This is a genomic window from Curtobacterium sp. NPDC087080 (genome assembly GCF_044745105.1).
Taxonomy (GTDB): domain Bacteria; phylum Actinomycetota; class Actinomycetes; order Actinomycetales; family Microbacteriaceae; genus Curtobacterium.
Map to the genome: position 1 here is coordinate 215,508 of NZ_JBIUZP010000002.1, position 23,528 is coordinate 239,035.

Annotated in this window: 25 protein-coding genes; 15 read left to right on the forward strand and 10 right to left on the reverse strand. The window is 69.6% G+C overall.

Annotated elements, in window-relative coordinates; all coding sequences use genetic code 11:
• Positions 1 to 6: 6 nt before the first annotated feature.
• The 5 genes from ACIPEQ_RS05265 to ACIPEQ_RS05285 all read left to right on the forward strand — a co-directional run bounded on the left by ACIPEQ_RS05265 (position 7) and on the right by ACIPEQ_RS05285 (position 6,178).
• Complete coding sequence (locus ACIPEQ_RS05265) at positions 7 to 1,335, forward strand: glycosyltransferase family 4 protein (protein ID WP_402714361.1); 1,329 nt, start codon at positions 7 to 9, stop codon at positions 1,333 to 1,335.
• On the forward strand, positions 1,332 to 2,360 hold the full coding sequence (gmd, locus tag ACIPEQ_RS05270; protein ID WP_402714362.1) for a GDP-mannose 4,6-dehydratase: 1,029 nt from the start codon (positions 1,332 to 1,334) through the stop codon (positions 2,358 to 2,360). The genes ACIPEQ_RS05265 and gmd overlap by 4 nt, the downstream gene beginning before the upstream one ends.
• Entirely contained in the window at positions 2,360 to 3,331 is a 972-nt protein-coding gene (locus ACIPEQ_RS05275) for a GDP-L-fucose synthase family protein (RefSeq protein ID WP_402714363.1), read from the forward strand. Before gmd ends, ACIPEQ_RS05275 begins: the two co-directional genes overlap by 1 nt.
• A gap of 111 nt (positions 3,332 to 3,442) precedes the next feature.
• Positions 3,443 to 5,188 carry a DUF4012 domain-containing protein gene (locus ACIPEQ_RS05280; RefSeq protein ID WP_402714364.1) on the forward strand — a complete coding sequence of 582 codons (1,746 nt, stop codon included), beginning with the start codon at positions 3,443 to 3,445 and terminating at the stop codon, positions 5,186 to 5,188.
• Positions 5,189 to 5,620: 432 nt separating this feature from the next.
• Complete coding sequence (locus ACIPEQ_RS05285; RefSeq protein WP_250366765.1) at positions 5,621 to 6,178, forward strand: sortase; 558 nt, start codon at positions 5,621 to 5,623, stop codon at positions 6,176 to 6,178.
• A 78-nt stretch (positions 6,179 to 6,256) separates the two neighbouring features.
• Here ACIPEQ_RS05285 and ACIPEQ_RS05290 read toward each other — a convergent pair whose 3' ends face one another.
• Both ACIPEQ_RS05290 and ACIPEQ_RS05295 read right to left on the reverse strand, forming a co-directional pair.
• Positions 6,257 to 6,385, reverse strand: coding sequence for a hypothetical protein (locus tag ACIPEQ_RS05290; protein ID WP_284445394.1), 129 nt, complete (start codon positions 6,383 to 6,385; stop codon positions 6,257 to 6,259).
• A gap of 52 nt (positions 6,386 to 6,437) precedes the next feature.
• The gene (locus ACIPEQ_RS05295) at positions 6,438 to 7,328 is read right to left on the reverse strand and encodes a VanZ family protein (protein ID WP_402714365.1); all 891 of its coding nucleotides are present in this window, start codon (positions 7,326 to 7,328) and stop codon (positions 6,438 to 6,440) included.
• A gap of 271 nt (positions 7,329 to 7,599) precedes the next feature.
• Here ACIPEQ_RS05295 and ACIPEQ_RS05300 point away from each other — a divergent pair, with 271 nt between their 5' ends.
• A complete protein-coding gene (locus ACIPEQ_RS05300) occupies positions 7,600 to 7,926 on the forward strand; it encodes a hypothetical protein (protein WP_402714366.1) in 327 nt (108 codons plus the stop codon).
• On the opposite strand, the gene ACIPEQ_RS05305 is transcribed toward ACIPEQ_RS05300, so the two are convergent.
• Positions 7,907 to 8,062 (reverse strand): hypothetical protein, encoded by a 156-nt coding sequence (locus ACIPEQ_RS05305; protein WP_402714367.1) that lies wholly within the window; start codon positions 8,060 to 8,062, stop codon positions 7,907 to 7,909. The two genes, ACIPEQ_RS05300 and ACIPEQ_RS05305, sit on opposite strands and share 20 nt — an antisense overlap.
• Here ACIPEQ_RS05305 and ACIPEQ_RS05310 point away from each other — a divergent pair.
• Positions 8,061 to 8,390, forward strand: a complete 330-nt coding sequence (locus ACIPEQ_RS05310; protein ID WP_209822958.1) for a hypothetical protein — start codon at positions 8,061 to 8,063, stop codon at positions 8,388 to 8,390. The genes ACIPEQ_RS05305 and ACIPEQ_RS05310 overlap by 2 nt on opposite strands.
• A 90-nt stretch (positions 8,391 to 8,480) precedes the next feature.
• On the opposite strand, the gene ACIPEQ_RS05315 is transcribed toward ACIPEQ_RS05310, so the two are convergent.
• The 4 genes from ACIPEQ_RS05315 to ACIPEQ_RS05330 all read right to left on the reverse strand — a co-directional run bounded on the left by ACIPEQ_RS05315 (position 8,481) and on the right by ACIPEQ_RS05330 (position 15,257).
• Positions 8,481 to 13,388 (reverse strand): Ig-like domain-containing protein, encoded by a 4,908-nt coding sequence (locus ACIPEQ_RS05315; RefSeq protein WP_402714368.1) that lies wholly within the window; start codon positions 13,386 to 13,388, stop codon positions 8,481 to 8,483.
• A 255-nt stretch (positions 13,389 to 13,643) separates the two neighbouring features.
• Positions 13,644 to 14,375, reverse strand: a complete 732-nt coding sequence (locus ACIPEQ_RS05320; protein ID WP_402714369.1) for an SOS response-associated peptidase — start codon at positions 14,373 to 14,375, stop codon at positions 13,644 to 13,646.
• A 50-nt stretch (positions 14,376 to 14,425) separates the two neighbouring features.
• Positions 14,426 to 14,605, reverse strand: a complete 180-nt coding sequence (locus ACIPEQ_RS05325) for a hypothetical protein (protein WP_402714370.1) — start codon at positions 14,603 to 14,605, stop codon at positions 14,426 to 14,428.
• A gap of 211 nt (positions 14,606 to 14,816) precedes the next feature.
• Positions 14,817 to 15,257: a hypothetical protein gene (locus ACIPEQ_RS05330; RefSeq protein WP_402714371.1), complete on the reverse strand. Its 441-nt coding sequence runs from the start codon at positions 15,255 to 15,257 to the stop codon at positions 14,817 to 14,819.
• A 538-nt stretch (positions 15,258 to 15,795) separates the two neighbouring features.
• Here ACIPEQ_RS05330 and ACIPEQ_RS05335 point away from each other — a divergent pair.
• The 7 genes from ACIPEQ_RS05335 (at position 15,796) to ACIPEQ_RS05365 (ending at position 19,540) form a co-directional block, all read left to right on the forward strand.
• On the forward strand, positions 15,796 to 16,230 hold the full coding sequence (locus ACIPEQ_RS05335) for a hypothetical protein (RefSeq protein ID WP_402714372.1): 435 nt from the start codon (positions 15,796 to 15,798) through the stop codon (positions 16,228 to 16,230).
• The gene (locus tag ACIPEQ_RS05340; RefSeq protein ID WP_402714373.1) at positions 16,227 to 16,790 is read left to right on the forward strand and encodes a hypothetical protein; all 564 of its coding nucleotides are present in this window, start codon (positions 16,227 to 16,229) and stop codon (positions 16,788 to 16,790) included. The genes ACIPEQ_RS05335 and ACIPEQ_RS05340 overlap by 4 nt, the downstream gene beginning before the upstream one ends.
• A complete protein-coding gene (locus ACIPEQ_RS05345) occupies positions 16,787 to 17,485 on the forward strand; it encodes a hypothetical protein (RefSeq protein WP_402714374.1) in 699 nt (232 codons plus the stop codon). Before ACIPEQ_RS05340 ends, ACIPEQ_RS05345 begins: the two co-directional genes overlap by 4 nt.
• Position 17,486: 1 nt before the next feature.
• Positions 17,487 to 18,098 (forward strand): hypothetical protein, encoded by a 612-nt coding sequence (locus ACIPEQ_RS05350; RefSeq protein ID WP_402714375.1) that lies wholly within the window; start codon positions 17,487 to 17,489, stop codon positions 18,096 to 18,098.
• A gap of 35 nt (positions 18,099 to 18,133) precedes the next feature.
• Positions 18,134 to 18,367, forward strand: a complete 234-nt coding sequence (locus tag ACIPEQ_RS05355) for a hypothetical protein (RefSeq protein WP_402714376.1) — start codon at positions 18,134 to 18,136, stop codon at positions 18,365 to 18,367.
• Between the two features lie 225 nt (positions 18,368 to 18,592).
• Positions 18,593 to 19,033 carry a hypothetical protein gene (locus ACIPEQ_RS05360; protein WP_402714377.1) on the forward strand — a complete coding sequence of 147 codons (441 nt, stop codon included), beginning with the start codon at positions 18,593 to 18,595 and terminating at the stop codon, positions 19,031 to 19,033.
• Between the two features lie 117 nt (positions 19,034 to 19,150).
• A complete protein-coding gene (locus tag ACIPEQ_RS05365) occupies positions 19,151 to 19,540 on the forward strand; it encodes a YchJ family protein (protein ID WP_402714378.1) in 390 nt (129 codons plus the stop codon).
• A gap of 122 nt (positions 19,541 to 19,662) precedes the next feature.
• Here ACIPEQ_RS05365 and ACIPEQ_RS05370 read toward each other — a convergent pair whose 3' ends face one another.
• Positions 19,663 to 20,784 carry a hypothetical protein gene (locus ACIPEQ_RS05370; RefSeq protein WP_402714379.1) on the reverse strand — a complete coding sequence of 374 codons (1,122 nt, stop codon included), beginning with the start codon at positions 20,782 to 20,784 and terminating at the stop codon, positions 19,663 to 19,665.
• A gap of 35 nt (positions 20,785 to 20,819) precedes the next feature.
• On the reverse strand, positions 20,820 to 21,686 hold the full coding sequence (locus ACIPEQ_RS05375; RefSeq protein ID WP_402714380.1) for a shikimate dehydrogenase family protein: 867 nt from the start codon (positions 21,684 to 21,686) through the stop codon (positions 20,820 to 20,822).
• A 58-nt stretch (positions 21,687 to 21,744) separates the two neighbouring features.
• On the opposite strand from ACIPEQ_RS05375, the gene ACIPEQ_RS05380 reads away from it, so the two are divergent.
• A complete protein-coding gene (locus ACIPEQ_RS05380; protein WP_402714381.1) occupies positions 21,745 to 22,761 on the forward strand; it encodes an iron-siderophore ABC transporter substrate-binding protein in 1,017 nt (338 codons plus the stop codon).
• Positions 22,762 to 23,052: 291 nt separating this feature from the next.
• Here ACIPEQ_RS05380 and ACIPEQ_RS05385 read toward each other — a convergent pair whose 3' ends face one another.
• Positions 23,053 to 23,460 carry a DUF1304 domain-containing protein gene (locus ACIPEQ_RS05385; protein WP_174234669.1) on the reverse strand — a complete coding sequence of 136 codons (408 nt, stop codon included), beginning with the start codon at positions 23,458 to 23,460 and terminating at the stop codon, positions 23,053 to 23,055.
• Positions 23,461 to 23,528: the final 68 nt, after the last annotated feature.

Consider the following 23,528-nt stretch of genomic DNA (forward strand, 5'->3'; position numbering starts at 1 on the left):
AGCCGGATGGCGAGCCCGGCCCGCTGGGCAAATCAGGTGCAAAGTGAGCACCTGTTACCATCGCGTGTGCAGAGCGCTGGATCCGTGACGGTCGTCGGGCTCAACTACGGACCCGAATCAACGGGGATAGCCCCGTACACCAGCGGGTTGGCCAGGGAACTCGCTTCTCGTTCGTGGCGTGTCCGGGTGCTGAGCGGATTCCCGCACTACCCGCAATGGCGCTTCGTTGACGGGCCGATCCCGCGTTCGCGAACCTCTGTCGAGGACGGGGTGATGGTGGTCAGACGTCGTCATCGCCTCCCGGCGAAGCCCGGTGGCATGGCCCGTGCGCTTTCCGAACTGTCCTTCGGCGTCGCGGCGGTCTCGACACCCTTCGGGCGGCCAGACGTCGTCGTCCTGGTGTCACCAGCGCTCATCTCGTCCGCGGTCGCGTTGGTGAAGGCGCGTCTCGTGACGCGGCGTCCGGTGGTGGTGTGGGTGCAGGACTTGTACACCCTCGGCCTTCGAGAGCTCGGTGGCGGGGGTTCGAGCCTCTCGAGCCTGGTCGTCGCCGCGATCGAGAGATGGACACTGCGCTCTGCCGACTCCGTCGTCGTCATCCATGAGCGGTTCCGCGACACCATCGTCGAGGAACTCGGTGTTCGTCGTGCCTCCGTCGCGGTCGTCCGGAACTGGTCCCACCTCGACGACGACTGGCAGGTCGATCGCGACGCGTCACGCGCAGCTCTCGGTTGGGGGCCGTCGGAATTCGTCGTGCTGCACGCCGGGAACATGGGCGTGAAGCAAGGGCTCGAGAACGTCGTGGAAGCAGCACGTCTGGCCGCTGCGATCGGTGCGAAGGTGCGCTTCGTCCTGCTCGGAGACGGGAACCAGCGGTCGGCCCTCGCTGAACTCGCTGCCGGAGTTCCCAACATGGAGATGATCGGATCGCTCCCCGATGATGAGTTCCGCGATGCGCTGGCATCGGCGAACGCACTGTTGGTGAACGAGCGTGCTGGTGTGGCGGGGATGGCCGTTCCGAGCAAGCTCACCTCGTACTTCAGCACGGGGCTGCCTGTCATCGCCGCCACCGATTCCGGCAGCGTCACCGAGAGCGAGGTCCTCCTCGCGGGAGCCGGGCCGATCGTGCCCGCCGGAGATCCCCAAGCTCTGCTCGACGCTGCGCTGGCGCTTGCCGGTGACGCTCAGCGAGCCCGGGATATGGGGGAAGCCGGGCGACGGTTCCGGGCAGAGCGTCTGACGGCAGCGGCCTCATTCGATACATTTGCTCAGCTGTTGAAGACGCTGGCGAACGGCCGCCGTTCAACCGCGACTAGGGAATCGGGGACTGCTTGACCAAGCGCGCACTCATCACGGGCATCACCGGACAGGACGGGTCGTACCTGGCCGAACTGCTCCTCCGCAAGGGGTACGAGGTGCACGGCGTGATCCGTCGCGCGTCGACCTTCAACACCTCGCGGATCGACCACCTCTACGTCGACCCGCACAACCCGGACGCCAAGCTCTTCCTGCACTACGGCGACCTCGGTGACGGTGCTCGGCTCGTGAGCCTGCTCGGCGAGCTGAAGCCTGACGAGGTCTACAACCTCGCGGCGCAGTCGCACGTCCGCGTGTCCTTCGACGAGCCGGAGCACACCGGTGACGTGACGGGAGTCGGCTCGATGCGCATGCTCGAGGCTGTCCGCATGTCCGGCATACACACGCGCTTCTACCAGGCGTCGTCGTCTGAGATGTTCGGAGCGACCCCGCCGCCGCAGAACGAGGAGACGCCGTTCTGGCCGCGCTCGCCTTACGGCGCCGCGAAGGTCTACAGCTACTGGGTGACCCGCAACTACCGCGAGGCCTACGGGATGTACGCGGTGAACGGCATCCTGTTCAACCACGAGTCGCCTCGACGCGGTGAGACCTTCGTGACCAGGAAGATCACCCGGGCTGTGGCCCGGATAAAGGCCGGCCTCGAGGACCACCTGTACCTCGGCAACCTCGACTCCGTGCGCGACTGGGGCTACGCGGCCGAGTACGTCGAGGGCATGTGGCGCATGCTGCAAGCCGACGAGCCGGACGACTTCGTGCTGGCCACCGGTGGGAACTTCACGGTCCGCGACTTCCTCGAGACCGCCTTCTCGCACGCCGGCCTGAACTGGGAGGAGCACGTCCGGTTCGACGAGCGCTACCTCCGCCCCAGCGAGGTCGACGCGCTCGTCGGCGACGCTTCGAAGGCCAAGGAGAAGCTCGGGTGGGAGGCGACCGTCGACACCGCCGAGCTCGCTCGTATCATGGTCGACGCCGACATCGAAGCGCTCGAGCACGAGGGCCGGCCGTGGATCGACACCGTCAAGCTCGCGAGCTGGGAGTCCTGATGACCGACGTCACCTTCGAGCCGGGGCCGCTCGACCGATCGGACCGTGTCTACATCGCCGGTCACCGTGGCCTGGTCGGGTCCGCGGTCCAGCGGAAGTTCGAGGCCGAGGGGTTCTCGGACATCGTCGGTCGGACCTCTGCGGAACTCGATCTGAAGGACCGCGGAGCGGTGTTCGACTTCTTCGCGCGGGAACGTCCGAAGCACGTCGTGCTCGCCGCCGCGAAGGTCGGCGGCATCCTCGCGAACAACACCTACCCGCACGACTTCCTTAGTGAGAACCTGCAGATCCAGGTCAACGTCATGGACGCCGCGGTCGAACACGGTGTCGAGCGCCTCGTGTTCCTCGGGTCGTCCTGCATCTACCCGAAGATGGCCGATCAGCCGATCCACGAGCATGCGCTGCTCACCGGGCACCTCGAACCGACGAACGACGCGTACGCCATCGCCAAGATCGCCGGCATCCTGCAGGTGCAAGCGGTCCGACGACAGCACGGACTCCCGTGGATCTCCGCGATGCCCACGAACCTCTACGGCCCAGGCGACAACTTTTCGCCGAAGGGCTCCCACGTCCTGCCGGCGCTCATCCGTCGGTACGACGAGGCAGTGAAGAACGGTGTCGATCGAGTCGAGAACTGGGGCACGGGGACGCCTCGGCGCGAGTTCCTGCACGTCGACGACATGGCCGCTGCTGTGTTCCACCTCATCGAGCACTACGACGGTCCGGACCAGGTCAACGTCGGGACCGGTTCCGACGTGACCATCCGCGAGATCGCGGAGACCATCGCGAAGGTCGTCGGCTTCGAGGGCGAGACGGTGTGGGACACGTCGAAGCCGGATGGCACACCGCAGAAGCTGCTCGACGTGTCCAAGCTCGCCGAGGCGGGGTGGACAGCGCAGATCGGGCTCGAGGACGGGCTGCGTAGCACGATCGACTGGTTCCACGAGAACGCTGACTCGATCCGTCAGTGACTGACTGCGGACATGAGGGACCGTAAGATTGCCCTCATGTCCGACCTGCCCGAGTCGCGACGTACTGCTTCACGCCGGGGGAACAGGGCCCGGACCGTGCTGTGGATCGTCTTGGCCATCGTCTTGCTCGTCATCCTCGCCGTCGCTTGGGTGGGGGTGCGTGGTGTGCTCGCGAAGGGCCACTTGGAGAACGCCGTCGCCGACGTCCAGACGCTTCGGACCCAGCTGACGGGCGGCGACACCGCGAGCGCGGAGAACACGGCGGCGCATCTGGAGGACGAGGCCGGCGCGGCCCGCTCGTTGACCGGCGACCCGATCTGGCGCGCGTCCGAGCATGTTCCCTTCTTCGGCACCAATCTGCGTGCCGTCCGTCAGATCGCTGGCGTGGTCGACGATGTGTCGCAGGACGCGGTCAGCCCAGTCGCGAGCGTCGTCGGCAAGCTCGGTACGGATTCGTTCGCGCCGAAGAACGGCAAGGTCGACCTGCAGCCCCTTGTGCAGGCGCAAGCACCGGTCGCGAAGGCGACCGCGACGATCGACACGGCGGTCAAGAACGCCGACGCGATCGACACGGCGAACACGCTCTCCCCGGTGACGTCCGCGGTGAACCAGCTCCGGAACGCCCTCACTTCCGTGCACGGTCAGGTCGACGCCGCCAACCGCGTTGTGCAGCTCGCCCCGGCGATGCTCGGTGCCGACGGCGACCGCCAGTACCTGCTGCTCTTCCAGAACAACGCCGAGCTCCGTGCGGGCGGTGGGATCCCCGGTGCTGTGGCGCTCCTCAACGTGAGCGATGGCTCCGCCGGCCTCGGTGACCAGCGATCGGGCTCTTCGTTCGGCCCGTACCCCGAGCCGGTCCTCCCGCTCGACGACGGCACGAAGGGGTTGTACGGCGACATCACCGGGCAGTACATGCAGAACGTCACGTTGACTCCACGCTTCGATGTCTCCGGCAAGCTCGCGCAGGCGATGTGGCAGCGCGAAACGGGGCAACAAGTCGACGGCGTGATTGCGATCGATCCGGTGACGCTCGGGTACCTGCTCAAGGCGACTGGCCCGGTGCCGCTCGCGACCGGTGACACGCTTACGTCCGACAACGCCGTCAAGCTCCTCCTGAGCGACGCGTACGCAAAGTACTCCGACCCGAAGATGCAGGACGCGTTCTTCGCTTCGGCGGCCAGCGCAGTGTTCGAGAAGGTCTCGAGCGGTGGTTTCGATGCGAAGCAGTTCGTCGCGGCCCTGACGCGTTCCGCGGGGGAGGGGCGGCTCCGTCTCTGGAGCGCCGACGGGGCAGAGGAGCAGCTCATCGACGGAACGGCTGTCTCCGGCGCCCTGCCGACGGCGGACGAGGAGACTCGACAGTTCGGCGTCTACCTGAACGACGGCACCGGCTCGAAGATGGACTACTACCTCGAGAAGACCGTCTCGGTCGGTTCGTCGGTCTGCCGGCAGGACGGTCTGCCGACCTCCGCGGTGGAGGTCACGATCACGAACACCGCGCCGGCTGATGCCGCAACGAGCCTGCCGAAGTACGTCACCGGTGGCGGTTCGTTCGGGACCGAGCCCGGCATGATCAAGACGCTCATCGCGGTCTACGCGCCGAAGGACGCGATCTTCCTCGGTGCCTCGCAGGACGGCAAGGCGGTCGGCGTGCAGACGGCGATCGACGACGGACATCCGGTCGCGCAGCTCCGGACGGTGCTGGCCCCGGGCGAGAGCGCGACGTTCCGGGTCGCCTTCCTCGGTGAAGCGAAGAACGCGCACGCCGGTACCGAGGTCGTCTCGACCCCGGGGGTCGAGCAGACGAAGACCCTGCCGCTCCGGTTCGACTGCACGAAGCCGATCCCTGCGGGCTGAGCGCGAACTGTAGACCCGTCGCCCCTGTATCGCGGGGACCGTTCGTCGTGTTGCGCCGCAAGACGCGCTCCGACGTGTCCCCAGAACAGGGGGCACGAAGCGCGGCTGAGTGCGTCCGAATCACTGCACAGTGCATGCCCAGGGGCCCCGCGAGCGTTCGAGCAGGAGCAGAAAGCTCCCTCTGATCAGGGCTTCTCGTCATTCATCGCGAGGTCCACCGTGCTCCGGCGGCCCCTGGTCGACGTCCACCGCGTTGTCCTCGTTGCGTTACATCTATCGAAACTTTTCAATCCGGTGGCAACAACCTGAGGATTCCCGCTAGATTGAGGGAACTTCGCCATCGCAACTGTGTGCAGCACGGGTCTTGCGAGCGGTGTACGGGCTCTGGGTGTCAGGGTCTGACGGATCAGATCACTAGGGGAAAACACTTCTATGAAGAAGCTCATCGCCGCTGCCCTCCTCGCGGGCGCAGCCTTCATCGCGGTTCCGACCGCCGCCAACGCTGCCGGGTACACGCCGGACTCCGACGTCTCGGTCTCGGGTGACTACGTCGCCGGTGGCACCGCTGTCGTCGCCTTCACGCCGGGTGCCTTCATCGGCGGCGAGACCGTCCGCGTCCAGGTCACCGGTGCCGGCACCGTCACCCTCGGTGCGCTCCCCGTCACGACCACCTCGCGCGACTACACCGCGAACGCCGACGGCTCGCTGAACGTGCGCGTCACGTTCCCGGTCGGCGGCTCGGGTACCTACAACCTGACCGCCACGGGCGTGCAGTCCACCACCATCGGCCGTGCGGTCTTCACCATCGCGCCGGCTGGCACGGCGGGCACCGTCGGCTCGACGGGCAACTCCGGCACCCCCGGCCAGCTCGCCTTCACCGGTGGCACCATCTCGACGCTCGGCCTCTGGGCTGCCGGCGGCGCCATCGTCCTCGGTGGTGGCCTCCTGGTCGTCCGCAAGTCGGTCCGTCGTCAGCACGACGCCGCCTGAGCTCAGCTCGACTGAACGAGGCCCCCGGCACTTCGGTGCCGGGGGCCTCGTTGCGTCGTCAGCGGGCGACGGGTCGGGTCAGGTGACGATCAGCGCGATGGCCACGACGGCGATCACGGCGAGCGGCGCGACGACCCACAGCCACCAGGGGAACATCGAGGGTCGCCGGTAGGGGCGCGGTTGCTTCCGATTCGGGTTCGGGTCCATGTGCTGACAGTAGGTCGCAGTGTGCCGGGGTGGTTCGAATGTCTCCAGATCTTCATGCAGCGGCGCGCGGATGTCCCTGAGCCGCACTCACGCGGGCACGACCGAGCACCACGATCCCCACCAGCACCCCGAGCACCGCCCCCGAGGTGTTCGCCAGCACGTCGTCCACCGACGCGAACCGCGCCGGCAGGAACAGTGCCTGCACCGTCTCGATCGCGCAGCTCGCCAGGAACCCGCCGAGCATGCCGACCCACCACGCCCGCGCCCCGAAGAGCAGCAGCACGAAGAACCCGAACGGCGCGAAGAAGACCACGTTCGCCGTGAACTCGACCGCGTCGTACCCGAGCCACCCCGGCGCTCCGAGCCGGTGCCCCGCCGCGATCGCCCGCACCAGCCAGGGGTGGATGCCGCCGTCGACGGGGGAGCCCGCCGTGGCCACCAGCACCACGACGAGCGCGTACGCGGCCGCGAGTGTCCACGCCACCCGCCTGGTGCGCCCCGACGCGTGCGCGGCCCGGCGGCGTACGTGCCAGGCCGCGTCGGCGAGCGACCCGATTGCCACGCCGACGAAGCCGGCGAGCACGACGGACCGGAAGCGCCCACCTGGCGTCGCGGACTGCGCCGCCACGACGGCGGCGGCCACCAGCACGACGACCGCGCTCACCAGCGCGCGCCGGAGGACCCCGTCCGGCCGGGAGGCCCGGCTCGCCCCCGCCAGCAGCACCGGCAGCACGGCGGTCACCAGGGACACCGCGATCGCCGTCACGAACCCGTCACCGAGTGTCAGGGTGCCGTGTCCGAGCGCGCGCAGCGCGCCCACGACGTGGAGCAGAGCGGACCGCACCCGGTCGGCGAGACCGGGCACCAGGAGCACCAGGCCCACGAGCGCGACCGCAGCCAGCATCCCGCTGCGCACGATGGTGGTCCTGGTCGTGGTGGTCATCGGGAACGACGGTAGTGGGCCGTGCCTCCCGGCCGGGCAGGACGCGAGGGTGCCTCGAGAAGCCGTGGAAACCAGTTCATCCACGAAACGAGTACCCCGATCGTCTCCCTGTACCCCGTTCTCGTGTTCCCCTGGCCCGGAAATCCGGGGGTGTACCCCGACGCGTATGCACGGAACCCGTGAAAGGGCGGGCATCGCTGGCGGGGCCGGGGGACGTTCTCGTACGGTTGACCCAACAGCAGATGTACCCCGGATCGCGAAGGAGAGCGACATGAGCACCACGGTCACCACCGACACCCGCGAGGTCACCCTCGACACCGACACGGTCGACGTCATCGCGATCCTCGAGGCCGAGGCAGAGCACTCGGGCCGCGCCGCACGCGCCAAGACCACCTGGACGCAGGAGGACGACGGCGAGTGGGTCGCCAACTACGGCGGCTACTTCGGCGGCAGCGTCGACAAGCGCGACGGCCGCTACGTCGCCTCGGACACCTTCGGACTCGTGGTCGGCGACTTCGCCACCCTCGACGAGGCCCAGACGAAGCTCTCGGACCAGCTCCACGTGATGCTGCCGTCCGTCATCCGCCCGATCGCGTAGTGCCCGACGACCATCCGGCACTGACCGCGGCCGGGACCACCAGCCAGACCCGGAGCACCAGCATCACCAGCATCACCAGCACGATCAGCGCCACCAGCACCGTCCAGCACCACAGCAGCACGAGGAGCACCACCATGAGCACCAGCGTCGCCAACAGCCAGCAGGCCGAGGTGACCGTGGACACGGCGACCATCGAGGTCATCACCGGCATCGCAGCCGGCGTCGTGTCCCCCGATGCACCGGCCCGGGCGCACGTCGTCTGGTCCGAGGCCGACTCGGGGCTCTGGGCCGCGAACTACGGCGGCTACTACGGTGGCGTGATCGACCAGCAGGGCGCGCACTTCTTCGTGTCCGACACGTACGGGCAGTACGTCGGCGACTTCCGCTCGCTGCACGAGGCACAGGACCGCCTGGCCGAGCGCCTGCACGACCTGCTGCCGGACGTGCGCCGCACGCTCGACTGACCTGCTCCGACGAACCGCTCGGAACGGCGGAGGGCCGGGACACCGTCTGGTGTCCCGGCCCTCTGCCGTTGTGGGTCAGCCCCTCGCGGGTCAGCGCTCCTGTGCCGTGCGGCGGCGGTGCAGCAGCACCATGCCCAGACCGATCGCCATCAGGACGAACGAGGCACCGAGGCCGGGCCACAGCACGTCACTGCCCGTGAAGGCCAGCCGGTCGCCGCTCGGGGTGGTGACGATGACGCCGCCGTCCTTCGCCGGGTTCTGCGTGATGCCGGGCACGACCGGGATCGTGACCGAGACCGTCGCGGTGGCGCGGCTCCCGTCCTCGCCCGCGACCGAGTAGTCGACGCGCGCGGTGCCGGCGTAGCCGTCGACCGGGACGAAGGTGACCGTGCCCGAGCCCTGGACCGTGAAGGTGCCCTCGCCGGCGATCGTCACCGTCTCGACGAGCTTGCCGGTCCTCGGCTCGACCAGGCGGACCGACGCGGGGTCGATCGGCGCGGTGCCGGCGCTGTCGTTGCCCAGGACATCGACGACGGTGGCGGCGCCGGGCTCGCCGTCCCGGTGGTCGGCCTCCGCGGTCGGCGGGGTGCCGACGACGACGGTCATGACCGCGTCACTCGTGCTCCCGTCGGTGTCCGTGATCCGGTAGTTCCCCTTCGTCGGACCCGAGAACCCCGGCTCCGGTGTGAAGGTCACCGTCCCGTCCGCGTCGTCCACCGACCAGACACCGTTCCGCGGAACGGCGATGCGGGAGACCGCTGCCCGCGAGCCGTCGAGCAGCCGCACGGTGGTCCGGACGATCGGCGTCGCGGCGTTCCCGGCGTCGTCGTTGCCCAGGACCGACATCGTCACCGGGGTGTCCGTCGGAGTGCTGGCCCAGTCGTCGTGTGCGAGGGGGACGACCGAGGTGACCGTCACGGTGATCGTCGCCGTCGCGGTGACCCCGCCGGTGTCGGCGACCTGGTAGGTCACCGCCGCCGTGGTGCCGGTGAAGCCCTGGGCGGGGGTGAACGTCACCGTTCCGGTGGTCGGGTCGACCGCGTACGTGCCCTGGCCGGCGACGACCAGCTGCCGTCCGTCCGTGCTGACCGTGGCGTCGCTCGGCTGGCCGGTCGCCGGGAAGACGACGCTCGCGGGGTCGAGCGGCGTGCCGCCCGCGACGCCGGGTGCGTCGTTGCGCAGGACCTCGATCGACACCGGGGTGTTCTGCTCCGTCGTTGCGTCGTCGTCCTTCGCCGCCGGACCGACGGGCCTGACGGTCGCGGTGATCGTCGCGGTCGTCGTGGTGCCGTCGGTGTCGGCGACCTGGTAGGTCACCGACGACGCGGTGCCGCGGAACGTCGGCTCCGGGGTGAACGTGACCGCGCCGGAGTCCGGGTCGATCACGTACGTGCCCTGACCGGGGACGGTGAGCTGCTCCGCGTGCGCGGCGGCGACGGCGCCCGCGGGCTGACCGGCGGCCGGGAAGACGACGCTGGTCGGGTCGAGCGGGGTCGCCGCGTTGCCGCCGTGGTCGTTGCCGAGCACGTCGATCGTCGCGGAGTCGCCCTGCGCGATCGTGGTGGCGTCCGGCTCTGCGGTCGGGGACACCGCGGTGACCGTGGTGGTCAGCTGACCGGTCGAGCTCTGCCCACCGGTGTCGCTCACCTGGTACGTGACCGGGGTGGTCGTGCCGGAGAACCCTGGCGCGGGGGTGAAGGTCACCACACCGGTCTTCGGGTCCACCGAGTACACACCTTCACCGCGGACGGTGAGCTGCTTGCCGTCGGCCGACACCGTGGCGCCGGACGGCTGGCCGTCCCTGGGGAACACGACGCTCGCCGGGTCGACCGGTGTGCCGCTCTGGACACCGGGGCTCGCTGCTCCGGCGACGTCGAACGTGGCCGGGGTGTTCTGTGACGTGGTGGCCGCGGTGTCCTTCGCGACCTTCGGGGCGACGGGCTTCGCCGTGACGGTGATCGTCGCCGAGGCGGTCGTGCCGTCGCGGTCCGTGGCCTGGTACGTCACCGGGGTCGCGGTGCCGCGGAAGGTGGCCTCGGGCGTGACGGTGACCTTCCCGGTGGTCGGGTCGATCGTGTAGGTGCCCTCGCCCGGGACGGTCAGCTGCTTGCCGTCGGTCGAGACCTGTGCGCCCTTCGGCTGGCCGGTCGTCGGGAAGACGACGCTGCTCGGCGTGAGCGGGGTCTGCGCGTTGCCGGCGGTGTCGTTCGCCAGGACGTCGACCGTGGTCGCGCTGCCCTGGTCGATCGTCGCGGCGTCGTCCTGTGCGGTCGGGCGGACGGCCGCGACCGTGACGCTGATCGTCGCGGTCCCCGTCGCTCCGCCGCTGTCGGCGACCTGGTACGTCACCGGCGTGGTCGTGCCGGTGAAGCCCTGCGCCGGGGTGGCGGTGACCTTCCCGGTGCTCGGGTCGATCGTGTACGTGGCCTCGCCGGGGACGGAGAGCTGCCTGCCGTCCTTCGACACGGTGGCGCCGGTCGGCTGGCCGGTGGTCGGGAAGACCACGCTGGTCGGGTCGATCGGGGTGCCGTTCGCGACGCCGGGCCGGTCGTTCGCGGTGACGTCGACCACGATCGGGGTGTTCTGCTCGGTCTTCGCGGTGTCGTCCTCGGCCGCCGGGCCGACCGGGGTGACCGTGGCCGTGATCGTCGCGGTCGCGGTGTGCCCGTCGACGTCCGCGACCCGGTAGGTCACGGGCGTCGCGGGGCCGCGGAAGGTCGGCTCGGGCGTGAAGGTGACCTTCCCGGACTTCGGGTCGATCGCGTACGAGCCCTCGCCGGGGACGGTGAGCTGCTTCGTGCCGTTGCCCGGGAACGTGACGGTGGTGGGGTCGAGCGGCGTCGCCGTGTTGCCCGGGGTGTCGTTGCCGAGGACGTCGACCGTGGCCGCGTCGCCCTGCACGAGCGTGACGGTGTCGTCCTTCGCGGTCGGGGTGACGGCCGTGACCGTGACGGTCAGCGTTCCGGTGCCGGTCGCGCCGCCGGTGTCACCGACCCGGTAGGTGACGGGGGTGGTGGTGCCGGTGAAGCCCTGCGCCGGGGTGAAGGTGATCGTCCCGGACGTCGGGTCAGCGGTGTACGTGCCCTGTCCGGGGACGGTCAGCTGGCGGCCGTCGGTGCTCGTCGTGGCGCCGGCCGGCTGGCCGTCCTCGGGGAAGGCGACCTTCGTCGGGTCGACGGGGGTCCCGCCCTGCACGCCCGGAGCGGCGTCGCGGACGACGTCGACCGTGGTCGGGGTGTTCTGCTGCGTCGTGACGGTCTCGTCGTGCGCCGTCGGGCCGACCGCGGCGACGGCGACCGTGATCGTCGCCGTGGACGTCGCGCTGTCGGCGTCGGCGACCTGGTACGACACGGGCGATGCGGTGCCGCGGAACGCCGGGTCGGGAGTGAACGTGACCTTCCCGGTGCTCGGGTCGATCGTGTACGTGCCCTCGCCCGGGACCGTCAGCTGCTTGCCGTCCGCGGAGACCTGCGCGCCCTTCGGCTGACCGGAGGTCGGGAAGACGACGCTCGAGGCGACGGTGCCGCCCTGGTCGTTCGCCAGGACGTCGACCGTCACGGCCGTGCCCTGGGTGGTCTTCGCGGTGTCGGGCTGCGCGTTCCCCTTGTACGTCACGGCGATCTGCCCGGACGTCTGGTTGCCGCGGGTGTCGGCGACCGTGTCGGTGACCGGGGTCGGGTTCTTCGTGGAGCCGCTCTCCGGCGTGAAGGTGACCTTGCCCGACTGCGGGTCGACGGTCCAGGTGCCCTCACCGGGGACGGTGAGCTGCTTGCCGCCGTTCGACACGGTCGAGTCCGGCGTGTTCGGGGCCAGCGTGACGGTCGTCGGGTCGATGGTGCCCGTGGAACCCGCGAGCGGGTCGACGGTCGCCGGCTGCCCGGGGGTGTTGCCCGTCGACGAGGTGTTCGCGACGGTCGGCTTGACGGGGTTCGTGAACACGCACTGCACGTCGCCACCACCCGCGGGGACGGTGAACGACGCCGAGGTGCCCTTGCCCTGCTTGACGATGGTCTGGTCGACCAGGTTGGTGCAGACGTAGGTCGTGTCGTAGGCGTTCGGATCGGTCGTGGTGTTCCCGGGGGTCTGGTCGACCTGGTACGTCTTGCCGGGCAGCAGGAGGATCGGGCCCACGGTGACGGTGTCCTTGCCGGGGGCGGTCGTCCCGCTCACCGGATCCGGGATGCCGCCGCCGCTGATCGTCGTCGTGAGCTCGTCGCTCGGCTTCGCTCGGCCGTCGGTGAAGCCGCCCTGCGACTGCCCCGTCGACGGGAGTGCGCGCGATCCGAGGTCGTACACGTTCAGCGCCGTACCGCCGGAGCTGATCGACTTCGCCGTGCCGACGGCACCGGTGACCGGGTCCACCTGCATGTAGGTGTTCGCGCCGGATCCGCTGATGTAGATGTACCCGTCGTCGCCGAACGCCAGCGAGGTCAGGTTCACGGACGTCCCGATCGCCGGTCCGACCGGCGTCGCGGTCGTGCTGCCGCCGCCGAGGTCCGCGGCGTTCACGCGGTAGACCTGGGCCGACCTCGTGCTGCTCGAGATGAAGTACATGTTGCCCTGGCGGTCGAACGCCAGGTCACCGGCTCCGCCCGGAGGGGTCGACTTCGGCGTGACCGACACGACCTTCGTCGAGACGGCCCCCGTCGCCGGGTCGTAGTACAGGAAGGTGAAGAGGTTCGACGTCGTGTCCAGACCGCCGAAGTAGAACCGGCCCGTCTTGGGGTCGACGCCACCCATCTGGGTCGCCACGGTCGGGGAGCTCGGCCGGGCGATGGTCTTGAACGTCTCGGTCGATGCCGTCCACTCGAAGACGTTCGAGCTGTTGGTGAAGAACATCTTGCCGCCGTCGCCGGAGATGCCGAGCTGGTTCAGCCCGGCCACCTTCCCGGGGGAGCTGATGAACGGCGTGGCCGTGCCGGTCGCGCGGTCCACCGAGTAGATCGTCGAGTCGCCGTTCACGGTGGCGTACAGGCCGGAGACGGGCAGGTTGGCCATCGCGGAAGCCGTCAGCGGGCTCAGGAGGGCGAGGCCTCCGGCGACGATCGTGGTGATGGTCGTCGCAGCCAGGACGCGCAGAGCGCGACGGCGCGGACGAACACGGTGTGTGGGAGACACAGAGTTCCTTCGTGCTGCTCGGTCGTGTCGGGTACGCGACCGTTCATCACAGTAGGGGGTACACGTGTTCTCAGCTGCGACTCAGACGGGGGGTTCGTGTCCCCAAAGAGGGGGACCGAGCCGTCCCGCGGTGGACTAGCGCAGCGGCGCGATGAGCTGCGGGCCGTCGTTGCGGACGCTGTTCACCGCGCGCGAGACCTCGTACTGCTCGAGCCCGGCCGCGACCGCGAGCGACTCGTGGTCGAGCAGCGCGAGCAGGTCGTCCGAGCCCAGGTCGCCGTCGAGCCAGTCGTCGTAGCCGTCGGGGGTGAGGAACGCCGGCATCCGGTCGTGGACCTCGCCGGGGGCGACGTGCGCGTCACGGGTGATGATGGCGAGCGAGAGCCGCCACTTGTCCGGGTCGTCCTCGGGCTTCGTCGGGTCCGGCCAGGCACTCACGATGCCCGCCATCGCCAGCGCACCACCGGGTTCGTGGACGAAGTGGGGTTCCTTGCCGTCCTCGCGGACGACCCACTCGTAGTAGCCGAGGGCGGGCACGATGCAGCGGTTCGTCGCGAAGGCCCGCTTGAACATCCCGCTCGTCGCGACCGTCTCGATGCGGGCGTTGATCGGCTTCGGCCGCTGCTTCCGGAAGTCCTTCGCCCAACTCGGCACGAAACCCCAGCTGATCTGCGGGAGCTCGCGCTGCCCGTGGCGCTGCCGGACGGCGTACACGGGGTCGGTCGGCGCGACGTTCCAGCTCGGGGCGAGGCCGGCGTGGACCTCGCCGGTGTCCTCGTCGACGTGCTCGGTGCGCGCGGCGAGTTCACCCACGAGCTCGGGCAGCAGATCGGCCGTGGTGTCGGAGACGACGAACCTTCCACACATGCGCCCAGTGTGCCCGGCGCTGCCGACAGTGGTGCGGCAAGCCGGTGGTGTCACTCACTCACCGGCATCGGTTCGCCCGCGTCCTGTCCCTCGTCACGTCCCTCACCGGCATCGCCGAGGCGTCCGGGGTCCTCCCGCTCTGGAACGCGCTGCTCGAGCGGATCGTGAAGACCCTCGCACAGGCCATCGTCGACGGCATCGGCAACGCGGTCCTGGTCCAGGACGTGCACTGGGTCGTCATCCTGCAGAACGCGGCCGTCGCGGGCCCCGGTTCCTTCGTTCTCGCCGGCACGACGCCCTTGCCGAGCAGCACGCGCAGGCGCTCGGGAAGCTCGACGCGATTCACGCCGCCCTCACCGCCCAGCAGAAGCACCCGGACACGAAGATGCCCCCCGAACTCCCGCAGGAGTCCGAGGGGGCACCTTTCGCATTCGGCCCGGTCTAGCCAGCCCTGCGATCCGCAGTAATGCGCAGGGACGATGCGGCAATCAGTGCTCCTGCGAGCATGGCCGGGTAGGCGCTGACCGCCCCGTAGCCGACTGCTTCGAACGGGTTGAGGACCTGCGACGCCGACGACCAGCTGACCTGCTGGAGCATGGCAAACAGGACGATCACGAGCATCACGAGCATCACGGCGCCTGCCGACATGCCGATCACCGGCAGGCGCCAGCCCCCGACGACAGCAAGCGCCGCCAGGACGGCCAAGATCAGGAGTACCCCTGGATTCGTGGTGAAAGGCCCTGGGACCTGGGCCGTGCCCACGATCGCGGTCGCCCAGAACAAGAGGCTGCCGGCGACGAGTCCGACGACGATCCTCACTGCGATTCGCGGGACGCTCTTCCGAACGCCATGCATGCCACTTGCGATGTTCGTAGAAGCCATGGTCTCTCCTCAGTTCGAAAGGTTGATCAACCCGGGTTGCAGGCGAGCCTGACGTGATGGTGTTGCCCCCTCGATCGGCTGTGATCGCTACTCCCTGAACTTGCGCGCTCAACGTAACGCGCTGTCTACCCCCGGGACGAGTCACGTTTCCGAAACCAGGGCGTAGATCGTGCGGATGGGTCTGTTCTTCTGAGCACGACGCAGCATCGCCGTCGGCGTCGCTGCGAACCTCTCGAAGCGCGGCGTCCCCGCCAACGCGCGCCGCGCCGGCTTCCGAGCACGATCAGCATCCGGAGGACCCCTGAGGCCTTGTCCCGGCAACTGCGTTCTTGGGCCGGCCTCGAGCAGCGGGATCGTTCTCAGGGGTCACGGCACCGCTGACCCGGAGGCATGGTTCTCCGGTGGGGCACCAGCGGCTCCCTCCCTTCGGGGGCGTCGACCGGGTTCCCCGCGGCGACCTAGGATCGTGCATCGAAGCGCTGCCAGACATCGGGTGTTCCCCGCGACGCGGGCGCCCCCGCAGGCAGTGAGGAAACAGATGGGTGTCGTCTACGCGACCGCGATCGTGGCGGTGGCGGCCGTCCTGCTCTTGCTCACGAGGCCCGACACTCGTCGCTTCGTGCGGGCATGCAGGACGAAGACGTCGTGGGAGCGCTCACTACGTGTCGCTGACGAGACGGCAGACCTCAGTCCTTCCGACGAGGTGCGACTCTTCGTGTCCACCACCGGTCTCCACGCGCCCGGTTACGCCGTGCTCATCCCCGTCGACGAGCCGGCGGACCACGTCGTCGTGGCGATCGCAGACCACGACTCCAGAGCAGGGCTCCCGCTCGACATGGAGCCAGACGGGTTGCCGTCCGGGGATGTGGCCGGCTACGTCTCCTCGTGGGGCCTGCGGAGCATCACCGAAGCCACGTACCGCGATGCGATCCTCCTCCGGCACTTCCGCAACGTCCTGTCGGGTGACTCGTGATCGCCACGAGCCACCCGTCGCCGAGCGACGTTCGGCCACCCTCGTCGCGGAGGTTGCGGCGGATCACGGGCACACGCCGCGCATCCATCTGGTTCGCGCTCGTCTTCAACGTGTTCTTCGATGCAGCGCTCGCAGTGCCGGTGCCGTCAGATCTGAGTCCCTTTCCCTGGATGTCGCTCGGTTTCGCGAGCGCCCTGTTGCTGTGGCTCGTGCGGGCGTTCTTCATGGGTGTGCTGATCAGCGATCGGACGCTGCGGGTCCATGGCTGGTACCACTTCCGGGACTTCCCGCTCGAGTCGATCGAGCGCCTCGAGATCGATGGCTACAGCGGCGGTCTGAACGGAAATCTGCAGAGCAACATCGACCCGTTCTACCGGTACGGCAGGATGCTCGTGTTGCGGATCAACGGCAAGGAGAAGGAGTTCCCGACGGCCTTGTTCTCGAGGCGGACGGCGGACCGGGTGCAGGAGTCGCTGCTGGCTGTCGCTCCGTGGATCCGTCTGACGTCAGGAGCGCACGGGAGCGTCAGGGGCAAGCGGGCGAAGCGGCGAGACCAGTGAACGGTCTGCAGGCCGGACCTGAACGGTCGGACGGCGCACACCGCGGGTCCGGGGTTCCCCACGCGCTGGACCGCCTGTCGAAGACGGCGCCGGGGCCACTGCTGACCCGCGTCCTCCTCGTCTGCGGGCTGCCCGTTCTGGTCCTGGCCGGACTCGGCTTCCCGCTCCCACCGCTGTTCTCCCGCGTCGGCACGGTGATCACCCTCGATGAGTCGCTGACGAACGTCGGACTCTGGTGGTCGGCGGACGGCGTCCTGCAGTACGACTTCTCGTCCTGGGTCTGGGGTGCGGCCGCCTGGGTCCTGCTCAGCAGCGCCCTGCTCGCGCATCGAGCCACACAGGTCACCCGCTTGCTCCGACGTGCCCCGGTGCGTGCACGGATCGCGCTGCCGCTGTTCGTGACCCTTCCCGCGCTGGTGATCTCCTGCCTCCCGCCGCTGCTGCTCGCTGCACTCGCCCTCCCGCAGTCGAGCTACGCGGATCAACGATGGCTGGATGAGGGTGCCGTCGTGAACGCAACCGTCATCTCGGTGCCCTACCTGGTCGGGTTCGTTGCCTACGCTCTCGGAGTGCCTCGCACCGCCCGGGAAGCCGAGAGGCTGCTCACCCGGGGCGCCGTCGCGAAGCATCGAAGCGACCCGCGCCGTGCCGTCAGGAAGAGCCGGGGTCGTGATGGTTCCAGCGATGAGCGGTGAGATGAGCGACGACACGCAACGGCCGGGCGACCTCGCGCCGTACGGCGCGGGACTCCTCGTGTTCCCGTTCGGTTTCGCGGTGTTCGCCTCCAGTTCGATCGCAGACCTCGCCGACGGCTCGAGCGATGCGGTGATCGATCTCTGGACTGCGATCGGAGCGCCGATCGCACTGGTGGTCCTCGCTCTCTTGACGACCATCCCTCGCCGTCGCCGTGAAGCGCGGCTGCGCATCACGCACCCTCGAGCCGCCATGGTGCACGTCATCGTGACGCCGACGGCCAGGCGGGACCTGCGGCTCGAGGACGAGTTGCGGCGCTCGTACACGGCGACCTTCGTCTTCGAGCCAGGCCGCGTGACCCTGTGGAAGCGGGGGTTCAAGCCCGTCCCTGTCGCCGCAGTGGCGCCAGGAGGAACAACCGTGCGTGCCACTTCCATGCGCTACGGGGGCAACCGCGTCGCGGCGCTCGAGCTCACACTGCCGGATGCGACGCTCATCGTCCCGGTGATCAAGAGCGGCGCGGTCTTCAACGTGCCGACCGGGTACGCGACCATCGAGGAGCTCTGCCGGTCGGCTGCCGAACACCTGGCACCGGAGGGGAACTCGCCGTGCTGAGGGGGATCCGGGTCTACAGCATCGCAACGTGCCTTGTGGCTCTCCTCGTCAGCGCGTTCTGGAGTCGCGTGTTCGGGGCCGCGTTGTGGCTGGAGGATGCGCTGTTCCTGGTGCCGCAGGTCACGCTGACCGTGGTGGTCAGCATCCTCGTCTCAAAGAAGCTGCCGGCTGGTTCACCGGGACTGGTGCTGGTCCTCGAGATGCTCAAGGCTGTCCTGTTCTGGGTCGCCTTGGGGTGGGCCTGGCTGAACGTCCCCTGGTATGACTGAGCGCTCGGCAGGTTCGCGTCTTCCCGCCGGCGGACGATGTCGGCACACGCGGAACGTCCTGGACGACGAGTCGGGTGCGACCCGGAGCAGATGCGCTCAGAACGGCGCCGTTCCACCAGCGCAGGACTGCGCCGCATCACGCCGCGGGCTCGGGACGTGGTGAGTCCGACGAAACCCACCCGCGTACGTGGTTCCCGCGGCGGGCCGGTGTGGGTAGCAGTCGCGTTGACTGCGGTCTTCGCGCCCGGCATCGCAGCGAGCATCGCCGGATTCGGCCTGCACTGGGATCAGGTGGCCTTCGCCTCGCCGTTCGTCCTGATGCTCGTGCGCGCTTCGACGATGGGCGTGTTCGTCGGGCCGGAGGAGATCCGGATCCGCTCGTGGTGGTGGAACAAACGGATCAAGCTGGAGCGGGTTCGGTGCCTGGAGATCGACGGGTACAGCGGCAGCCTCAACCGTGGGTCACAGAGCCCGCTGGACCCGTTGTACAGGTACTGCCGGATGCTCGTCCTGACGATCGGCGACGGGGAGCGGGAGTACCCCGAGACGATCTGCTCGCGGGAGGTGGCACGGCGGATCCAGGACGCGGTACTCGCGGCGCGGCCCGAGACCACGCTGCTGTCCGGCGAGCACGGGAGCCCGCCGGGCAAACGGCGCCGCCACTGAGGTTCAGGTCCTTCGACACCTCACAGGGCGCCAGCGCGAGAGGTTGCTGGATGGAGAGGAGCGACGGACCGTTCTCGGGGCGCAGAGCGCGAGCGTCGTCGCTGCTACCGTGCCCAGGTGGTCCTCGACGACGAACAGCGCTGCCCCTGCCTGAGCGGCAACCCCTACGGCGAGTGCTGCGGGCCCCTGCACGCTGGCGCCGCGGCCCCGACCGCCGAACGGCTCATGCGCTCCCGGTTCAGTGCGTTCGCCCTCGGGCTGCCGGAGTACCTGCTGCTCACCTGGCACCCGCGCACCCGGCCGGACGAGCTGACGCTCGACCCGACGCAGCGCTGGACGCGGCTCGACATCCTGTCCACCCGGTCTGGAGGCCCGTTCGACTCCGCAGGACAGGTCGCCTTCCGCGCGTGGTGGCGTTCCGACGACGACCGCGGGACGCTCGAGGAGACGAGCGACTTCGTCCGCGAGCAGGGCCGGTGGTTCTACGTCGACGGCGTCGTCGCCTGACCCCTGGTTCACTGTCGACGGCGTCGTCGCCTGGCCCCTGGTTCACCGTCGACGGCGTCGTCGCCTGACCCCTGGTTCACCGTGGACGGCGTCGTCGCCTGAGCGGCGGTCCCCGTCGACGGTCAGGTGTAGCGCGCGACCAGCTCGTCGCACTCGGCGGCACTCGGGACGTCCGGCCGGCCGCCGAGCGCGTCCGTCAGCAGGTCGAACAGGGTCGGGTGGTCGGTCGGCGCCCGCTCGCTCAGCTCGACCCGCCACCCCGGAGCGAGGACGTCGAGCACCCACCCGACGGCGAGTCCGCTGGAGTAGTAGAGGTCACGGTCGACCAGCTCGTCCGCGTACTCGTCGAAGACGTCGAGCAGCGTCGGGGCGTCGCTCGTCGCGGCGTCGTCGTTGACGGCGGTCTCGAAGTACGTCGCCGTGCCCTCGACGGTCTCGATGCCGTCCTGCTGCCGGAGCTCCGGCCAACGCTCGTACCGGGCGAGCCGCAGGCGCGCGGCGTCGGTCGCCGCGCGGCTGACCGCGGTCGGGTCGTCGGTGCCCGTCGCCGCGGTGAAGGCGGCCATCTCGGCGCGGAGCAGCCGCCGGTGCTCCGGCGAGGCGGGGACGTCGAGTCGGCCGCCGTCGTCGTAGTCCCAGTAGCCGGGGTCCCCGGGCTCGATGCCCTGCACCGCCACGTGGAAGTGCTCGTGGGCGGCGAAGTGCCGGAAGTCCGCGTTGGTCGGGACGTCGTCGCCGAACATCCCGGGGTGGAACTTGAACGCGAGGACGCGGTGCCCGCCCACCTCGATGTTCCCGAACTGCGACTTCACGTGGAGCCACGGCTCGGAGAACGCGAAGCGCTTGCTGACGCGGACGTCGTCGAGGAGCGGCATCCCGGGCAGCTCGACGCGGCGCATCCCGGAGACGTCGGTCCGGTCGCTCATGTTCACGAGGTACGCGTACGACCAGTCGAGCTTCCACGGCCCCGAGGTGCGGAGCAGCACGAAGGGCTGCTCCTCGTAGTGGTAGTCCTCGGTCCACATCCCTGCCGGGTCCTGTCGTGCCCGCTCGAACTCCTCGGAGAGCTGCCGGAACATCGTCCGGTCGGTGTCGTCGAGCGAGGCCCACGACCCGGACGGGTACGGACCGGCGAGCCGCCACGTGACCGATCCGGTCAGGACGAGCGCGCCGGCGGCGAGGAGCGCGAGGAAGACGGTACGGACGCGGTGCAGCCGGGATCGGCGACGAGGACGGATGAGCACGACCAGTATTCTAGATGCAGGACTCCGTCATCCGCTCACCCCGCGATGGTGTCCGGCAGCCCGACCGATCGCCGCATCGCCCGCCGGACCTCGGCCTCGTCCGGCAGCAGCTCACTGTCGTCCCCGCTCACGAAGAACCGGATCTGCCCGATCGCCTGCTCCGCGAGCATGTCGAGCCCGTTCAGCACCCGGCCGCCTGCCGCCGCCCAGCGACCGGCCGCCGCGGTCGGCCACGGCTCGTAGGCGACGTCGAAGAGCACGGCATCCGACCCCGAGGGCACCAGCTCGAGCGAGTCCGCCGCACCACCGGGCAGCGTCGAGACGACGAACCCGTGCCGGGTCCCGGGCAGCGAGTCGACCGGCAGCACCTCGAGCGTCACGCCGAGGCGTACGGCCAGCTCCACGAGCGGCCCCGCCTTCCCGGTGTCGCGGAGGAACAGCCGCACGTCGACGGCCCCGAGCCGCACAGCAGCCGCGAGGGCGCTCGCCGCGGTGGCCCCACCGCCCACGATGGTGGCCTCGCCCGGCAGGTGCCCGAGTGCCTCGACCGGACGGACGATGCCCTCGACGTCGGTGTTCGCGCCGGCAAGGACGACCCGGTCGCCCTCCTGCCGGAACGCCACGGTGTTCGCCACCCCGAGCTCGTCGACGAGCGGGGTGGTGCGGTCGAGCATCGGGAGCACGTCGCGCTTGAGCGGCATGGTCAGGCTGAGCCCGCGCCAGTCGGGACCCAGCCCCGCGACGAACGCGTCGAGCCCACCGGAGGCGACCTCGTGCCTCCCGTACGTGAACGGCAGTCCGAGCACGTCGTAGGCCGCCGCGTGCAGCGTGGGGGAGAGCGAGTGCGCGATGGGGGAGCCCAGCACGGCCAGCCGGGTCCGGTCGGGGTCGGTGAACTCCACGTCCGGAGCCTAGCCGCTCGACGTCCACGAGAGGAGTGCTTAGGGTAGCCTTACCTGTGTGATCCGAACCTCCCCCTCAGCGCGCCGCGTCCGCCGCGTGCTCGCGGCCGCCGGCGCCGTCGTCGCCGCGTCCCTCGTCCTCGCCGGGTGCAGCTCCGGCTCCTCGTCGCCCGCCGCGTCCGACGACGCCTCGGGCTCGGGCGGCGCGTTCCCCGTCTCGATCCAGACCGCGCTCGGTACGACCGAGATCCCCTCGCAGCCGAAGCGCGTCGTCGCCCTCGGCTGGGGTGACGCGGAGACGGCACTCGAGCTCGGTGTGCAGCCCGTCGGTGCGAGCGACTGGCTCGGCTTCGGTGGCGACGGCGTGGGGCCCTGGCTCAAGGACGCGTACACGAAGAAGCCGACGATGATCCAGACGCTCGAGCCCAGCTACGAGCAGATCCTCAAGCTCAAGCCGGACCTGATCCTCGACACCAAGAGCTCGGGCGACAAGGACCGCTACGCCAAGCTCTCGGCCATCGCGCCGACCGTGGCGATCCCGAAGGGCGGCGAGAACTACCTCACCACCACCGAGCAGCAGGTCGACCTCGTGTCGCGCGCGCTCGGCAAGGAGTCCGAGGGCAAGAAGCTGCTGACCGACCTCGACGACGCGTACGCCGCGGCGCGGAAGGCGCACCCCGAGTTCGACGGCAAGACCGCCGTCGTCGGGTCGTACACCGCGGACGGCTTCGGCGCGTACGCCTCGAAGGACAGCCGCTCCACCTTCATGCAGCAGCTCGGCTTCACCATCCCGAAGGACGTCGACCAGCAGGCGGGCGACGCCTTCTCGGTGAGCCTGTCGAACGAGAACCTCGACCTGCTCGACGCCGACCTGACCGTCGTCCTGCCGATCTTCGTCGACGCGTCGAAGGCCGAATCGGACCCGCTGTTCCAGAAGGTCCCGTCGGTGCAGGCCGGGCACGCGATCGTGGTCGACGACGCTGACGTGTCGAACGCGTTCTCGCTCGGCACGACGGCGGCGATCGAGTGGGCGCTCGACCGCCTGCCGGACGAGTTCGCGAAGAAGGTCGGCTGACCGACAGCCGCAGGGGGAGTACGGCAGACGCCGGGTCGCGAGTCGCGACCCGGCGTCTCTCGTTGCGCGCGGCGGTGCGGTGACCGGCCGTCGGACGGGAGGCGCGGTGCGGGCTGGCACCGAGCCTCCCGTCCGCCGTCTGGTGCCGTTCCGCGCGTCGGCGGCCGTTCCGCGCGGAGGGGGCTGTTCCGCGCGAAGGAGGCAGGTCCTTCCTGCTTTCCACGCGCGGTTCGTCATCCCATTGCACGCGTGATGGGCTCGAACGCCGCGCTTCGGGAGGAAGTGGCGAGGCTACGCGGCGGTGAAGGTGGAGCCGATGAAGGCGAAGAGCAGGGTGATCAGCGGCAGCGAACCCTGCACGAAGGCCGAGTTGAGGTAGCGGCGACCCGTGCCGGCCAGGACGACGGCGGCGCCGAGCATGCTCGCGGTCGAGAACACGACGAGGGTCCAGCCGGTGGCGCCGTTGCCCGCGAGCACCAGGACGACACCGAGGATCGCACCGATGGCGAGGAACAGGTTGTAGAAGCCCTGGTTGAAGGCGAGGGTGCGGGTGGCCTGCGCCTCGGACTCCGAGGCGATGCCGAACACGCGGCGCACGCGAGGACTCGTCCACGCAACGGACTCGAGGAAGAAGATGTACACGTGCACGAGGCCCGCGAGGACCGCACACACGCCCGAGATCACGAGCAGGACCGACATGGCCTCCATTCTCGCAGCCCTGGAGCAGTGCTCGTGTCCGTCCGTCACGCAGCCCCGGCGGCGGGGGT